At 59.7% G+C, this 14966-nt stretch carries 13 protein-coding genes; 7 read left to right on the forward strand and 6 right to left on the reverse strand.

The window, feature by feature from the left end:
• Positions 1-67 precede the first annotated feature (67 nt).
• Positions 68-2938 carry a GGDEF domain-containing phosphodiesterase gene (locus F8N44_RS01910; RefSeq protein ID WP_150649084.1) on the reverse strand — a complete coding sequence of 957 codons (2871 nt, stop codon included), beginning with the start codon at positions 2936-2938 and terminating at the stop codon, positions 68-70.
• Between the two features lie 257 nt (positions 2939-3195).
• On the opposite strand from F8N44_RS01910, the gene uvrD reads away from it, so the two are divergent.
• The 4 genes from uvrD to F8N44_RS01930 all read left to right on the forward strand — a co-directional run bounded on the left by uvrD (position 3196) and on the right by F8N44_RS01930 (position 7560).
• Positions 3196-5379, forward strand: coding sequence for a DNA helicase II (gene uvrD, locus F8N44_RS01915; protein ID WP_150649085.1), 2184 nt, complete (start codon positions 3196-3198; stop codon positions 5377-5379).
• Between the two features lie 141 nt (positions 5380-5520).
• On the forward strand, positions 5521-5961 hold the full coding sequence (locus F8N44_RS01920) for an EamA family transporter (RefSeq protein ID WP_150649086.1): 441 nt from the start codon (positions 5521-5523) through the stop codon (positions 5959-5961).
• A gap of 177 nt (positions 5962-6138) precedes the next feature.
• Entirely contained in the window at positions 6139-7014 is an 876-nt protein-coding gene (locus F8N44_RS01925) for a Tim44 domain-containing protein (RefSeq protein WP_150649087.1), read from the forward strand.
• Positions 7015-7152: 138 nt separating this feature from the next.
• Positions 7153-7560 carry an SMI1/KNR4 family protein gene (locus tag F8N44_RS01930; protein WP_150649088.1) on the forward strand — a complete coding sequence of 136 codons (408 nt, stop codon included), beginning with the start codon at positions 7153-7155 and terminating at the stop codon, positions 7558-7560.
• A 21-nt stretch (positions 7561-7581) separates the two neighbouring features.
• Here F8N44_RS01930 and F8N44_RS01935 read toward each other — a convergent pair whose 3' ends face one another.
• Positions 7582-9345 carry a cation:proton antiporter gene (locus tag F8N44_RS01935; protein ID WP_150649089.1) on the reverse strand — a complete coding sequence of 588 codons (1764 nt, stop codon included), beginning with the start codon at positions 9343-9345 and terminating at the stop codon, positions 7582-7584.
• 278 nt (positions 9346-9623) lie between these two features.
• Between F8N44_RS01935 and F8N44_RS01940 the strand changes: the two genes are divergently transcribed.
• Positions 9624-10106, forward strand: a complete 483-nt coding sequence (locus F8N44_RS01940; RefSeq protein ID WP_003229693.1) for an acyl-CoA thioesterase — start codon at positions 9624-9626, stop codon at positions 10104-10106.
• Between the two features lie 115 nt (positions 10107-10221).
• Here the strand turns inward: F8N44_RS01940 and pdxY are convergent, their stop codons facing one another.
• Positions 10222-11094, reverse strand: coding sequence for a pyridoxal kinase PdxY (gene pdxY / locus F8N44_RS01945; protein ID WP_007912061.1), 873 nt, complete (start codon positions 11092-11094; stop codon positions 10222-10224).
• Positions 11095-11211: 117 nt separating this feature from the next.
• On the opposite strand from pdxY, the gene F8N44_RS01950 reads away from it, so the two are divergent.
• Complete coding sequence (locus tag F8N44_RS01950; protein ID WP_122593228.1) at positions 11212-11625, forward strand: DUF3301 domain-containing protein; 414 nt, start codon at positions 11212-11214, stop codon at positions 11623-11625.
• 6 nt (positions 11626-11631) lie between these two features.
• On the opposite strand, the gene F8N44_RS01955 is transcribed toward F8N44_RS01950, so the two are convergent.
• Entirely contained in the window at positions 11632-12597 is a 966-nt protein-coding gene (locus F8N44_RS01955; RefSeq protein WP_150649090.1) for a CobW family GTP-binding protein, read from the reverse strand.
• Positions 12598-12625: 28 nt separating this feature from the next.
• On the opposite strand from F8N44_RS01955, the gene F8N44_RS01960 reads away from it, so the two are divergent.
• Positions 12626-12982: an NADH:ubiquinone oxidoreductase gene (locus F8N44_RS01960; RefSeq protein ID WP_150649091.1), complete on the forward strand. Its 357-nt coding sequence runs from the start codon at positions 12626-12628 to the stop codon at positions 12980-12982.
• Positions 12983-12996: 14 nt separating this feature from the next.
• On the opposite strand, the gene F8N44_RS01965 is transcribed toward F8N44_RS01960, so the two are convergent.
• The gene (locus tag F8N44_RS01965; protein ID WP_150649092.1) at positions 12997-13641 is read right to left on the reverse strand and encodes a DUF1826 domain-containing protein; all 645 of its coding nucleotides are present in this window, start codon (positions 13639-13641) and stop codon (positions 12997-12999) included.
• Entirely contained in the window at positions 13641-14846 is a 1206-nt protein-coding gene (zigA, locus tag F8N44_RS01970) for a zinc metallochaperone GTPase ZigA (RefSeq protein WP_150649093.1), read from the reverse strand. Before zigA ends, F8N44_RS01965 begins: the two co-directional genes overlap by 1 nt.
• Between the last annotated feature and the right edge of the window lie 120 nt (positions 14847-14966).

The raw sequence follows: 14966 nt of genomic DNA on the forward strand, positions 1-14966 counted from the left end.
GGCTTTTTGCCTGCTCAATGCGTAACTCGATGTCCCCATATCAGGCGCGATGGCGTGCATGTAGCCCTTAAAGCGGTTTGTCCTGTTCGCGCAAAAGCCCGGCCAGACTGTCAGCCTCCACGGGCCGGCTGATCAGATAGCCCTGAACTTCATCACAACGCTCGGCGCGTAAAAATTCCAGCTGCTCTTGCCGCTCGACGCCTTCGGCGACCACCTGCAGCGACAGCCCGTGCGCCATGGCAATGATTGCGCGGGTGATCGCCGCATCTTCACTGCCCTCACCCAACCCGCGAATGAACGCCTGATCGATCTTCACGTAATCCACCGGAATGCGCTTGAGGTAACTCAGCGACGAATAGCCGGTGCCGAAGTCGTCGATAGCCAGTTTCACCCCCAGATCGCGCAGTTGCTGGAAGGTCGCGATGATGTGTTCGACGCTGTCGAGCAACTGGCTTTCAGTCAATTCCAGCTCGAGGAAGTGCGGCGCCAGCCCGGTTTCCTCCAGCACCTGGCGCACCAGACTGACCAACTTGCCCTGACGCAATTGATGCACCGACAGATTCACCGAAACGCGGATCGGCTCCAGCCCCTGACGCTGCCATTCGCAGGCCTGCCAGCACGCCTGGCGCAGAACGAATTCGCCGATTGGCCCGATCAGCCCGGTTTCCTCGGCCAGCCCGATGAAATCCCCCGGCGGTACTCGACCCATGGTCGGATGATCCCAACGCACTAGCGCTTCGGCGGCATTCAGCCGCCCGGTTTCAAGGCACAGCTTGGGCTGATAGAAAACTTTGAGCTGCTTTTCTTCGATGGCTTTACGCAACTGATTTTCCAGCTGCAAGCGCTCAAGGGTGCTGGCTTGCAGGCTGTCGGTGTAGAACTGGAAGTTGTTACCGCCCAAGTGTTTGGCATGCTGCATGGCCATGTTCGATTGAGTGACCAGCGCAGAAATCTCCCGGGCGTTGTCCGGCAGCATGCTGATGCCCATGGAAGCGCTGACCACCAGTTCATGCCCTTCAACCGTCAGAGGCAGGCGCAATTTGCTCGACAGGCGCGTGGCGACCCGAGCCAGACTCGACAGGTTACCGTAGGCATCGAACAGCACGGCGAACTCGTCGCCGGACAACCGCGCAATGGTGTCCGCTTCCGGCAAGGCGTTGACCAAGCGGCGCGCCATTTTCTGCAGCAACTGGTCAGCAATCTCATGGCCAAGGCTGTCGTTAAGCAATTTGAAACGATCAAGATTGATGTGCAGCAGCGCCAGACTGCGCCGGCCCTGACGGGAGCGCTGATGCGCTTCATGCAGGCGTTCGCGGAACAGTGAGCGGTTGGCCAACCCTGTCAGTTCGTCGTAATGGGTCAGGTAACGCATGCGCTCTTCGGATTCGCGGCGTGCTGACAGATCGGCGAAGAAGCCGACGATATGGCTGACATTTCCCCGACCATCACGCACCGCATTCAGTTGCAGCCACTGCGGATACAGCTCGCCGTTCTTGCGGGTTTCGACCAGTTCACCCTGCCAACTGCCGTGTTGCTCAAGTGCATGACGGATGGCGACGTAATGGCGGCGGGCATCACGGCTGCACGGTAACTCGACGACGTTGCGCCCGAGCATGTCCTCGATGTCGTAACCGGTAACCCGGCTGAACGCCTGATTGATCGCGATCAGCGCGTAGCTCGGGTCGAGAATCACGATGCCTTCACTGGCCGCTTCGAACACCGTTGCCGCCAGCCGCTGCTGCTCTTCGAGGCTTTTACTCGCGCTGATGTCACGACGGGTGCCGACCATGCGAATCACCCGGCCGCTTTCGCTGCGCTCTACCGCGCGGCCACGGTCCTCGATCCACACCCAGTGGCCATCGCTGTGACGCACGCGGTATTCGATCTGATAGTCCTCGGTGCGCCCCTTCAAATGCTCGATCAACGCGTATTTCAGCGTCGGCACATCGTCGGGGTGCAGACGTGGCTTGAGGTCGCGCAACAGCGCTGTGACGTATTCCGGAGCGAGGCCGAACAGTTCCTGAATCTGCGTGTGGTGGACTTCGTCGGTTTGCAGGTTCCAGTCCCACAGGCCCAACTCACTAGCCTTCAACGCCAGCGCCAGCCGTGCCTCGCTTTTGCTCAAGGCCTGATTGGCCGCGTCCAGTTCGCGGCTGCGCTGGGCCACACGGTCTTCGAGTTCGACCTGCGCTTCACGCAGCTTGCCCTCGGCACAGCGGCGTTGGTCGATTTCCTTGGCCAGTTCCTGATTCAACTGCTCGCTGCGCAATTGCGTCTGTTGCAGGTGTTCGATCAAGTGCTGATTCTGGAAGCGTCGCAGCAAGCCGCGATCGATCAGGCGATTGACCTGCCACGCCACCACGCTCAGCGAACCAAGCAGGATCAGCCCGAGCCAGCCCCAGCCACGCGCCTGTTCATCGCCGCCCCAGAACAGGTAGCCGATCGCGGGCAACAGGCACGGCAAGGTAAACGACAGAAATGCCGGCAGGCTCACCGCATAAGCGACGCTGGCCGACAGGGTCGCGGCACCGATCAGGCCGAACACCCAGGCTTGTTGCATGAAATTGTCGGCAGGCACCAGGGCGATACCGGCGCCGGCCAGCGTCAGGCCGGTCATGGTCGAGCCAAGCAGAAACATCCGCCGCCAGATCGGTTGCGCCTGACGGTCAGGGATCGCCGAATCGAACGCCGCCACCTGAATCACCCGCAACGCCACTAGTGACAATAACCACACCAGCCAGACGCTGACCACGAAGTAGCGTTGCGGGCTCCAGAGCAAACCGGCGCAGACCAGACCATTGATCAACATGAACAGGGTGGGCAACAACGAGCCCTGATACAGCAGACGCGTGCGCTCCACCGCCATTTCGACGGCATAGTGCTTGCGGATAACCCGGGGTTCCACGGAGGGGCCCGACAGTTCGGCGCTGAGGGTCATGGGCAACGTTCTTGTTCTTATAAGGCGGGCGTGCACCCGAAACGTGGACGGAGCATACACAAGCCGATCCCGTTGCCAAACTGCCCCGGATCATAATTTCAGCGAAACTATTCCGCTCTTTGGCACCGGCAAAACGCTTGGAGCGCGGCGGGCCGATGCTTGTAGCCAGTGACTGACCGGTCGTCATCGGCAGGAGTTTCATCGGCTAATGCAAAGCTCGGTTTGCCCGGGCCTGCGGCGCACCCTAGAATGCCCCGATGCGCGATGATCTCTCCCTTCTGCTGAATTCCCTCAACGATGCCCAACGCCAGGCCGTAGCAGCCCCCGTTGGCCGTCAGTTGGTCCTGGCCGGTGCTGGCTCCGGTAAAACCCGAGTGCTGGTGCACCGTATCGCCTGGTTGATCCAGGTCGAAAACGCCTCGCCCCACTCCATCCTGTCGGTGACCTTCACCAACAAGGCCGCTGCCGAGATGCGTCATCGCATCGAGCAGTTGCTGGGGATCAACCCGGCCGGCATGTGGGTCGGCACCTTCCACGGCCTCGCGCACCGCTTGCTGCGTGCGCACTGGCAGGAAGCGGGCCTGAGCCAGACCTTCCAGATTCTCGACAGCGACGACCAGCAACGGCTGGTCAAGCGGGTGATCCGCGAGCTGGGTCTGGACGAGCAACGCTGGCCGGCCCGTCAGGCGCAGTGGTTCATCAACGGCCAGAAAGACGAAGGCCTGCGTCCGCAACACATTCAGGCCAGCGGCGATCTGTATCTGGCGACCATGCGCGGCATTTACGAAGCCTACGAGGCGGCGTGCCAGCGTGCCGGCGTCATCGATTTCTCCGAACTGCTGCTGCGCGCACTCGACTTGTGGCGCGATCATCCGGGCCTGCTGGCGCATTACCAGAAGCGCTTCCGCCATATCCTGGTGGACGAGTTCCAGGACACCAACGCCGTGCAGTACGCCTGGTTGCGCCTGCTCGGCAAGGGCGGCGACAGCCTGATGGTGGTCGGCGACGACGACCAGTCGATTTACGGCTGGCGTGGCGCGAAGATCGAGAACATTCATCAGTACTCTTCCGACTTCCCGGACTCCGAGACCATTCGTCTGGAGCAGAATTACCGCTCCACCGCCGGCATCCTCAAAGCTGCCAACGCCCTGATCGCCAACAACACCGGGCGCCTCGGCAAAGAGCTGTGGACCGACGGCGGCGATGGCGAAGCGATCAATCTGTACGCCGCCTTCAACGAACACGACGAAGCACGCTACGTTGTCGAAACCATTGAAAGCGCGCTGAAAACCGGCTTGGCTCGCAGCGATATCGCAATTCTGTATCGCTCCAACGCCCAATCACGCGTTCTGGAAGAAGCTTTGCTGCGCGAACGCATTCCTTACCGCATCTACGGCGGCCAGCGCTTCTTCGAACGTGCGGAAATCAAGAACGCCATGGCTTACCTGCGGTTGCTCGAAGGTCGCGGCAACGATGCGGCGCTGGAACGGGTGATCAACGTGCCGGCCCGTGGCATCGGCGAGAAAACCGTCGAGGCCATCCGCGATCACGCGCGCCACAGCGATGTGTCGATGTGGGAAGCGATGCGCCAACTGGTCGCCAACAAAGGCCTGACCGGTCGCGCCGCGGGTGCGTTGGGCGCGTTCATCGAGCTGATCGAGAACCTCGCCGCCAAGTGCATGGAAATGCCGTTGCACCTGATGACGCAAACCGTCATCGAGCAGTCCGGCCTCATCGCTTATCACGAAGCGGAAAAAGGCGAGAAAGGCCAGGCCCGGGTGGAAAACCTTGAGGAACTGGTCAGCGCCGCGCGCAACTTCGAGAACACCGAAGAGGACGAAGAGCTGACGCCACTGGCGGCGTTCCTCGGTCACGCTTCGCTGGAGGCCGGTGACACTCAGGCCGACGAACACGAAGACAGCATTCAGCTGATGACCCTGCACAGCGCCAAAGGCCTGGAATTCCCTTACGTGTTCCTCGTGGGCATGGAAGAAGGCCTGTTCCCCCACAAGATGAGCCTGGAAGAACCAGGACGTCTTGAGGAAGAACGCCGCCTGGCCTACGTCGGCATTACCCGGGCGATGCAGAATCTGGTGATGACCTACGCGGAAACCCGACGCTTGTACGGCAGCGAAACCTACAACAAGGTCTCGCGTTTCGTACGCGAAGTGCCGAAGGGTCTGATTCAGGAAGTGCGCCTGTCGAACAGTGTCAGCCGTCCATTCGGCGGTAATCAGTCGATGAGCGGCAGCAATCTGTTCAGCGGCAGCGAGATTCCGGAAACAGGCTTCAGCCTCGGTCAGGCGGTACGCCATTCGATCTTTGGCGACGGTGTGATCCTCAACTTTGAGGGTGCTGGCGCACAGGCGCGAGTGCAGGTGAACTTCAGCGAAGGCAGCAAGTGGCTGATGCTCGGTTACGCCAAGCTGGAAGCGATCTGACGCCGATTTTGCATTTATGTGGGAGCGAGCCTGCTGGCGAATGAAATCACCGCGGTTGATCTGATAGACCGCGGTGCGGCGTTCGCGAGCAGGATCGCTCCCACAGGATCTGGGTCAGCAGGTTGATCAAAGGACATTTCCATGGGCTCAGGCTTCTTTTCTTCCTGGACATTCTGGGCCTTGCTGTCGGCCACTTTCGCCGCATTGACGGCGATCTTCGCCAAAGTCGGCATCGAAAACGTCAATTCCGACTTCGCCACCCTGCTGCGGACCATCGTGGTACTGGTCAGCCTGGCCTTGATTTTGTACGCGACGGGCCAATATCAGTCATTGGGATCGATCTCTGCGAAGAGTTATCTGTTCCTGTTGCTGTCCGGCCTGGGAACCGGTGCGTCGTGGCTGTGCTATTTCCGCGCGCTGAAAGTCGGTCCGGCCTCGCTGGTCGCGCCAGTGGACAAACTCAGCGTGGTGCTGGTGGCGGTGATCGGCGTGATCCTGCCGGGCGAGAAACTCGACCTGCGCCAATGGGGCGGCATCGGCCTGATCACCGCAGGTGTGGTGATGCTGGCGTTTCGTCGCTAAGCGCGTTTTCTCACTGAACCTGTCCCGGTTTCCTACAGCCAAAAGTACATGGCCTTATTGCCCCGACCGAGCTGAACGCAACCTGTCAGGCAAAAGCCCGAAACACTCTCTCGCTAGCCAGTAACACTTCAGCTGTGCAACATGGCGCGCGTGTCTCCACAAACGGGAATACCCTTTATGAAACGTTTTCTTAGCATCGCCATGGCGTTGTGCATCGGCCTGACGATGAGCCTCGACGCCAACGCCAAGCGCTTTGGTGGTGGCAAAAGCGCCGGCGCTGCGCCGACGCACCAGACCAGCCAGATGGCTCCTTCTTCTCCAGGCGTGGGCGGCGCAGCTGCGACCGCTGGTGCTGCCGGTGCCGCTGGCGCTGCCGCCAAGGCCGGTGGTGCTTCGAAATGGCTCGGCCCTCTGGCCGGCATCGCCGCTGGTGGCCTGCTCGCTTCGATGTTCATGGGCGGCGGCTTCCAGGGCATGCAGATCTTCGACATCCTGATCATGGCTGTGATCGCGTTCGTGATCTTCCGCTTCATTGCCGCGCGTCGACGCAAGCAGCAGGAGCAATTCGCTCCGGCCGGCGCGCCGATGCAGCGTGAAGCGTTCGAGCAGAAGCCTGCTGCCATGGGTTCGATCTTCGGTGGTTCGGCTGCACCTGCTGCCGCCCGTCCGGTGATCAACGCACCGGCCTGGTTCAACGAGCAGAACTTCCTTGAAGCTGCACGCAGCCACTTCCAGTCGCTGCAGCAGCACTGGGACGCCAACGAAATGGACAAGATCGCCGAGTTCGTGACCCCGCAAATGCTCGAGTTCCTCAAGCGTGAGCGTGCAGATCTGGGCGATGCGTTCCAGTCGACCTACATCGACAACCTCCAGGTTCAACTGGACGGCGTGGATGACCGTGCCGACAAGACCATCGCCACCCTGACCTTCAGCGGTGTGTCGAAAACCTCGCGCTTCGACCAGGGCGAAGTGTTCAGCGAAAGCTGGAACATGGAACGTCCGCAGGGCGAGAACCAGCCTTGGCTGGTTGCCGGTATCCGCCAGAACGGCTGATCCCTCCCCATGCTTCACTTGCGGTAATAAAAACCCCAGCCTCGGCTGGGGTTTTCTATTTCGCGGTTGCATCTATAGCGAGCTACTGTATAAACCGGCCCATATAAACCGCGCCATTCAAGCAAGAGGATCCCGGACGTGGAAGAAATCATCGAACAACTGCGTGAAGCCAACGAACCCGTGCCGGTTCCTTTGGACTTGCCTGACGAAGACCAACTGGTGGAAGTCGAAGAAGAACTCTTCATCAATATTCCGTTCGTCTTCAAAGAATTTTTGCTGACCGTCAGCGACGTGGTTTACGGCAGCCTGGAGCCGGTGACCGTCACCGACCCGCAATCGCACACCTATCTGCCGGACGTTGCGGCCAATGCGTGGGACATCGGCGTACCACGTGACCTGATCCCGATCTGCCAGGACGGTGAGAACTACTACTGCGTCGAAGAAGACGGCACCGTGGTGCTGTGGTCCGGCGAAGAAGAGCTGATCACCGAAGAATCCTGGGAGTCAGTGTGGCACTGGGCGCGGGACGTCTGGCTGGAAAGCTGATCGACCCAACGCCCCGGATGATCAGTGCCCCGACGACTCCTTGTGGTTGTCGAGGGTTTCCAGCAGTGCCACCTGCATCCGCGTGTGCACACGGATGAACCAGCGCCAGAGCAGCGCCGCCACGGCGGCAGCGACCACGGCGATCAGCATCAGCAACTTGTTGGTCGGCAGAATACTGGCCGACAAGGCTGCCAACAGCAGGAAAATCACCAGCAGCGAGAGAATCGGGATCACTTCGGAGATCACCCGGCGCACTCGCTGCGTGTGTCGACCGGCCATCTCGGGCTTCACACCCATCTCCGCCAGCAGCATCGACAACGCCTTGAGCTTGCGATAGGCCGCGATCAAGAACGGCAACGACACCAGCAGCGCCCCACCCCAGATCAACGCCTTCTGCCAACTCGGGTCGGCAATCCAGTCCTGCAGCCAGGTCGAGAGGCGCTCGGCGAAGAATGCTCCGCTAAAGAAGATCGCAATTACCAGCGCCAGATTGACCCCGACCTGCAGCAATATCTTGCGGATAATCGATGCCAGCATCGCACCCTCACCCTGCGGCTGAATACTGCGTAACCACTCGCCGTACATGCCCAGCACGCGCCCGAGACGCTTGGGCACAGCCCCAGACAGCTTGATCGACAGCGGATCCGCCGCACGGATCAGGTATGGCGTCAGCAGCGTGGTAATCACCGACACCGCCACGGCGACCGGATAAAGGAAGTTGCTGGTGACCTGCAAGGTCATGCCCAGCGCGGCGATAATGAAGGAAAATTCGCCAATCTGTGACAGCCCCATCCCCACGCGCAGTGAGGTACGTCCGTCATTACCGGCGATAAACGCACCGAGGCCGCAGGACAACATCTTGCCCAGGACCACGGCGACGGTAATCACCGCGATCGGCCACGCGTATTCGAGAAGAATCATCGGGTCGAGCATCAGGCCAATGGCAACGAAGAAGATCGCACTGAACAGATCACGAACCGGCTCGATCAGGCGTTCGATTTTAAGCAACTGCCGCGACTCGGCCATGATCGCGCCGATCAGGAAGGCGCCGAGCACCATGCTGTACTCAAGCTTGACCACCAGCAGACAGAAGCCGAAACACAGGCCCAGCACGGTGATCAGGAGCATTTCGTTGCTTTCGAATTTGGCCACGTAGGCCAGCAGGCGCGGCACCAGCAGGATGCCAATGACCAGCGCGACGATCATGAACAACGAGAGCTTGCCGACAGTGGAGAACACCTCACCGGAGCTGACCGTGCCGCTGACAGCAATGCTGGATAGCAGCGCGATGATGCCGATGCCGAGGATGTCTTCGACGATCAGCACACCGAAAATCAGCTGAGCGAAGCGCTCGTTCTTCATCTTCAGATCATTGAGCGCTTTGACGATGATGGTCGTCGAAGAGATCGCCAGGATGGCGCCGAGGAACAGCGAATCCATGGTGTTCCAGTCGAACCAGCGGCCTATTTCGTAGCCGATCCAGATCATCAGGACAATTTCGAGGAACGCCGCGATAAACGCCGTGGCACCCACCTTGAACAGCTTGCGCAGGCTGAACTCCAACCCCAGGCAGAACATCAGGAAAATCACCCCCAGCTCGGCGAGGGTCTTGATGGTTTCTTCATCGTGGATCAGGCCGAACGGCGGCGTGTGCGGGCCGATGATGAAGCCGGCGACGATATAGCCCAGTACCACCGGCTGTTTGAAACGGTGGAACAACACGGTCACCACACCTGCGACCAACATGATCACTGCCAGATCCTGAATAAAACTGATGGCATGCATGGCGTGGGCTCCTTGAATGACGAGACTCGCGGCAGACGTCAGAAAAGTCTGGGCGAGCTAGGTAAAAATCCGCTTTTGGTGTGGGAATTGCCCTTGAGGCGGGCTTTTGCAGGGTAACACCGCGACTTCCGCCTGGAAGGCGGTGCAATATATGGAAACAGATCGATTCCGGCGTGACGGCGGCCAGTCGCCCGGCGTCCCGATAACGGTGCTTTTGAAAAGCGACCAGGCACCCGTAGAGGTGCTTCCAGAAATCAGCCTTGATCCGTGAGAACGTTATGGAACCCGGAAACGCCCAGCTGTCGATGACGGTACTGATGACCCCCGACATGGCCAACTTCTCTGGCAATGTCCACGGCGGCACCCTGCTCAAATACCTCGACGAAGTGGCCTACGCCTGCGCGAGCCGTTACGCCGGCCGCTATGTGGTGACGCTATCGGTGGATCAGGTGATTTTCCGCGAGCCGATCCATGTCGGCGAACTGGTGACCTTCCTCGCCTCGGTCAACTACACCGGCAACACGTCGATGGAAGTCGGCATCAAAGTCGTCACGGAAAACATTCGCGAGCGTTCCGTGCGCCACACCAACAGCTGCTTCTTCACCATGGTTGCGGTGGATGACCAGCGCAAACCAGCCGCCGTCCCGCCGCTGCAGCCGCAAAACAGCGAAGACAAGCGTCGTTATATGCAGGCGCAGCAGCGTCGGCAGATTCGTCAGGAGCTGGAAAAGCGCTATCAGGAGATCAAGGGCGACGCCTGAGATTTGTAGCGCTCAGACGACCGCTTTCGCGAGCAAGCTCGCTCCCACATTTGGTTTGTGTACGCCACAGATCCAGTGTGGGAGCGAGCTTGCTCGCGAATGGGGCAACGCGGGCTTACAGACTGATCGCCGTCGCCTCGAACTTCACCCGCGGATGCGCAATCCGATCCTGCGCCCGCACCAACTGCAGCTCGTAACTGGCGCACGCCTGAGTTTCCAGCAGCACCTCATGCACCGCCGCCGCTGTGAATTCGAACGCCGCCACCAGACTGTCACCCAGCAGCACCCGCGCCAGAAACAGGCCGGATGTCAGGTCACCCACGCCCACCGGCTGACGCGGAAACGCCAGCAGCGGACGACGCAGATGCCAGCTGCCTTCGGCCGTTACCAGTAGCATTTCAAAGCCATCCGCCGGTTTGCCCGGGTAATCCAGATGCTTGACCAGCACCGCTTTCGGCCCACGCGCCAGCAAGGCGCGCGCCATCGCCAGACAATCGAACAGCGACTGCGGCTTGCGCCCGGAAAAGCTGTCCAGCTCCAACTGGTTCGGACACATGATGTCCGCCACGGCTGCCGCCTCTTCCAGCAGGAAGTCGCTAACCTCGGTCGGTACGCTGCAGCCCTTCTCCGGGTGGCCCATCACCGGATCACACAGATACAGAGCCTTCGGGTTGACCGACTTGATCCGCTCGACACCGCTGAGAATCGCCCGTCCCTGCGCCGCGCTGCCGAGGTAACCGGACAGCACCGCATCGCAGTTGCCCAGCTCGCCAATTGCCGCGATACCTTCGACCAGCTCGGGAATCTGCTGCGGCGCCAACACTTCGCCGGCCCATTGGCCGTACTGGGTGTGGTTGGAAAACTGCACGGTGTTGAGCGGCCAGACATTGACCCCGACCCGCTGCATCGGAAAAACCGCCGCGCTGTTGCCGGCGTGGCCGAACACGACGTGGGACTGAATGGCGAGCAGATGAGGCGTACGTTTCATTCGGGTCATTCCGTAAAACGATTGAAATTCAAGCCGCGCAGTATGCGACGAAACGCAGCCTGTACGACAGACCGGCGACGCAGTTAAGCTGACGCTATCTTTTGGAGTTCGATGTTGATGCTGACCCTGGAAAACATCTTTGTGCTGATGCTGTTTGCCGCTGCCGGCGCATGGCTGTGGCACAACCACGGCTTGCGCGAGCGCGCGCTGGAGCGGGTCAAACAACATTGCCTGAACGTACGGGTCGAATTGCTCGATGGCAACGTTGCTTTAAAGAAGATCGGTTTCATCAAGGACGCCAACGGTCGCCGACGACTGGCGCGGGTGTACAACTTCGAGTTCACCGTGACCGGCGAAACCCGGCATAACGGCACCATCACCCAGTTTGGCGCACACAGTGCGCAGATCGAACTCGCGCCCTACCCGGCACCGTTCGACGATACGCCGCCGGTGGTCGAAGTACAGAGGCCACGGGCAGAAGTCATAGAGCTGAGTCAGTGGCGGCAGGAACACACGAAGTGGAAGCCTTGAGCTGAATCACTGGGTTCGGCATCGCGCCAGACCTGCCTGCAATTGATCGTTATTTTGCGGATCGACGAAGATCAGTTCGATTCGCGAATCTTTACGCCACTCGCTGGCCTGCCAAATCAGCTTGGTGTTATCCAGAGCATTCGCAGACACCCAGCCATCCGTGCTGTGGATAACCAGTTTCGCTCTTTTCCAATTCAGGCTAGTCAGCCAGTCGGCAATGCGTTGCTTGTCGAACGTCTGGCCCGGATGCCAACGCCAACCAATGCTCCAACCACCCTCCTGCGCCTGACTCAGGCAAATCGGCACCGTCGGATCGCTCCAGACGGTGGGCATTCGTCCCAATCCTTGGGGCACCGCCAGGTTATCCACTCCTTTCAACGCATGCGCAGCCAAGCCCGGCAGTTCGCCCAGAGGCAACTGCGCCTGGTGTGTCCAGATTCGTCTGACTGAAGGCAACTGACTGATAATTTTCTGCCTTGCCGTTTCATCAAGGTTTTCAGCCTTGTTCAACAGCAGCAAGCCCGCACTGGGCAACGCTTCCTGCTGTGCCGCCGGCAATGCTTTGCCAGCCTCGAGCGCCTGAGCATCCAGCACCAGCACACACGGCTGCACCGCGAGCACGCCTGACCATGGCGCCTCATTCAATTGCTTGAGCAACTGCGCCGGATGCCCCAGCCCGGACGGTTCGATAAACAGTCGATCAGGCTTGGCCTTGCGCAGCAAACGCCCAAGGCCGATCTGAAACGGCGCGCCATTGACGCAACACAGGCAGCCCCCGGCCACTTCGCCCAGTGCGATACCATCGGCGTCGTTGGTCAGCAGCGCGGCATCGAGGCCGATCTGGCCGAACTCGTTGATCAGCACCGCCCAGCGCTCGCCGTCCGGCCGCTGAGCCATCAGTTGACGAATCAGGCTGGTCTTGCCGGCGCCCAAAGGGCCAGCAATGACATGGGTAGGAATGTTCTGCAACATGGCGGGAAGCTTTCTTGGAGATGCAAAGATGCGTTGGATGGGATGGTCGTTGCTGTTGACGCTGCTGTCGAGCGAAGCGTGGGCTCAGGCCTGCGTAGTGCACAGTCAGGGTGAGCGACTCGACGTCAAAGTCTGCCAGCAGAACCGCAATATTCCGCAGAAACTGTTCAACGACGGCTTCTGCCAGCCAACGCTGGCAGGGCAGAAAGTCGAGGTACAGTATGCCGATCAGTGCCCGAGCGGAGCGTTTGGTGTATGCAGCAACGCGCAAGTCGCCAATATGCCCTATCGCCAAGACATCCACTATTACGGTGTCGCCACCGATGCGACGTATTTGAAACCGTATTGCGAAGGCCAGAACCAAGGGTCGTGGCTCAAGCCTTGAGGCCTCTTGGGGCGTTAGCCGAGCCAGTCAAGGGTCAGTATCAGTCGGGGCTCGCCGGCGGCCGGTTGCGGCGAGCGATGGATGAGACCGAAACCTTCATTGCCGTGCCATTTCTCGCCTTTCAATAGCGCTACGTCGCCGCTGTTCAGTTGGTGGATTTGCACTTGAGGTTCAGCGTTGGCCTGCCCCATTTGCTGGCGATCCATCGCGCCTTCCTTGAGCCATTGGCTGCCGACGCCGGCGTAGGTGGTGATCAGCCGCACCGGCACATGATCAACGTGGAATCGCGGACACATGGCTTTATCGAGCACCCGCAGGCGCAGTCCGATGCGCTTGGCTCCCAGCAAACAGGCGAAGGCGCTGACCAGCCATTTAAGGTCAGCGATGAAGCCTTCATAGCCTTCCAGATCACGGAAACCTGAAGCCAACCCGGTCAGGTCAGGCTCAATGTCCTCGTTCGGCAGCTCCAGGCATAACGATTGCGCCAACGGTTCGTTGAGCGACAGCAGCAATTGAGCGAAATCGCTGATGTGCAACGGCAGTTGTCGCTGCCAGACGGCAAGGTTGGTGTCGTCATGCAGAATTCGCGTCAGCGTCTTTGGAGTCGGCCCTTGGTGCTGATAACGCGTGCGGTTTTGCAGCAGTTTGAGCGCGAGCATCAGGCAGCCTCTTCATGCCAAGGGCCAAACGGATCCGCCAGCAATCGCCAGCCCTCTACGCCGAGCGACATTTCTTCATCAGTGAGCAGGCATTCATCCAGTTCCTCTGAAAGCTGTAGGAAATCGATGTTCTGACCGATGAACACCAGTTCCTGGCGGCAGTCTCCTACGCTCGGCGTCCAGTTTTCCATGATCGCGGCGGTGCTTTGCTGATCTTGTGGCCATTGGTTCTTCGGCACAAAACGCCACCAGCGTCCGGCAAAACCGTGGCGCATCAAGCCGCCAGCCTGCGACCAGCTACCGGCGTCTGTGGGTTTGCTCGCGAGCCAGAAGAACCCTTTGGAACGCAGCAGCTTGCCGTTCAGCCAAGGACGGTCGATGAAGCTGAAGAAGCGTTGCGGGTGAAAGGGTCGGCGCGCGCGGTAGGCAGTGGAGGCGATGCCGTACTCGTCGGTTTCCGGCACGTGCTCACCGCGCAACTCCTGCAGCCAGCCCGGTGCCTGCGCGGCTTTGTCGAAATCGAAGCGGCCGGTGTTGAGGATCTTTTCCAGAGGCACCTCACCCATGACCATCGGGATGATTTCGGCTTGCGCATTCAGGCGTTTGAGAATGGCGATCAATTCCTCACGCTCGGGCTGGCTGATCAGGTCGATCTTGCTGATCAACAGCACATCGGCGAACTCGATCTGCTCGATCAACAGGTCGGTGATGGAGCGCTCGTCTTCCTCGCCGAGAATTTCGCCACGGGAGGCGAGGCTTTCAGCCGCTTGGTAGTCCAGCAGGAAATTCACCCCGTCGACGACAGTGACCATGGTGTCGAGACGGGCGATGTCGGAGAGGCTTTGTCCGTGTTCGTCGCGAAAAGTGAAGGTTTCTGCGACCGGCAGCGGCTCGGAGATGCCGGTGGATTCGATGAGCAGATAATCGAAGCGACCTTCACGGGCGAGCTTGCTGACTTCTTCGAGCAAGTCTTCGCGTAACGTACAGCAGATACAACCGTTGCTCATTTCGACGATTTTTTCTTCTGCACGGTTAAGGCTGACATCACGCTGGACTTCGCTGCCATCAATGTTGATCTCGCTCATATCATTGACGATGACAGCGACGCGAAGACCATTTCGATTACGTAGTACGTAATTTAAAAGTGTACTTTTTCCGGCGCCTAAAAATCCGGAAATTACGGTGACGGGCAATTCGGCTGACATTGGATAATCCTCTTATGAAGGCAGCCGATTGGCGCTTTTGCCTGCGCTTGGCGTTTTGGCGCTTCATGCGAGGGTTTCGCTGAAGGTAAACGCTTGAAATCGGCCCGCTCAGGCTCAGTA

Source organism: Pseudomonas fluorescens (assembly GCF_902497745.1).
Taxonomy (GTDB): Bacteria; Pseudomonadota; Gammaproteobacteria; order Pseudomonadales; family Pseudomonadaceae; genus Aquipseudomonas; species Aquipseudomonas fluorescens_BM.

What these genes read in the sequence shown, in the direction of transcription:
- F8N44_RS01935 (WP_150649089.1), bottom strand. Translation starts at nt 9,345, where the DNA reads ATGCATGCCATCAGTTTTATTCAGGATCTGGCAGTGATCATGTTGGTC.
- uvrD (WP_150649085.1), top strand. Translation starts at nt 3,196, where the DNA reads ATGCGCGATGATCTCTCCCTTCTGCTGAATTCCCTCAACGATGCCCAA.
- pdxY (WP_007912061.1), bottom strand. Translation starts at nt 11,094, where the DNA reads ATGAAACGTACGCCTCATCTGCTCGCCATTCAGTCCCACGTCGTGTTC.
- zigA (WP_150649093.1), bottom strand. Translation starts at nt 14,846, where the DNA reads ATGTCAGCCGAATTGCCCGTCACCGTAATTTCCGGATTTTTAGGCGCC.
- F8N44_RS01965 (WP_150649092.1), bottom strand. Translation starts at nt 13,641, where the DNA reads ATGCTCGCGCTCAAACTGCTGCAAAACCGCACGCGTTATCAGCACCAA.
- F8N44_RS01910 (WP_150649084.1), bottom strand. Translation starts at nt 2,938, where the DNA reads ATGACCCTCAGCGCCGAACTGTCGGGCCCCTCCGTGGAACCCCGGGTT.
- F8N44_RS01920 (WP_150649086.1), top strand. Translation starts at nt 5,521, where the DNA reads ATGGGCTCAGGCTTCTTTTCTTCCTGGACATTCTGGGCCTTGCTGTCG.
- F8N44_RS01925 (WP_150649087.1), top strand. Translation starts at nt 6,139, where the DNA reads ATGAAACGTTTTCTTAGCATCGCCATGGCGTTGTGCATCGGCCTGACG.
- F8N44_RS01940 (WP_003229693.1), top strand. Translation starts at nt 9,624, where the DNA reads ATGGAACCCGGAAACGCCCAGCTGTCGATGACGGTACTGATGACCCCC.
- F8N44_RS01960 (WP_150649091.1), top strand. Translation starts at nt 12,626, where the DNA reads ATGCGTTGGATGGGATGGTCGTTGCTGTTGACGCTGCTGTCGAGCGAA.
- F8N44_RS01955 (WP_150649090.1), bottom strand. Translation starts at nt 12,597, where the DNA reads ATGTTGCAGAACATTCCTACCCATGTCATTGCTGGCCCTTTGGGCGCC.
- F8N44_RS01950 (WP_122593228.1), top strand. Translation starts at nt 11,212, where the DNA reads ATGCTGACCCTGGAAAACATCTTTGTGCTGATGCTGTTTGCCGCTGCC.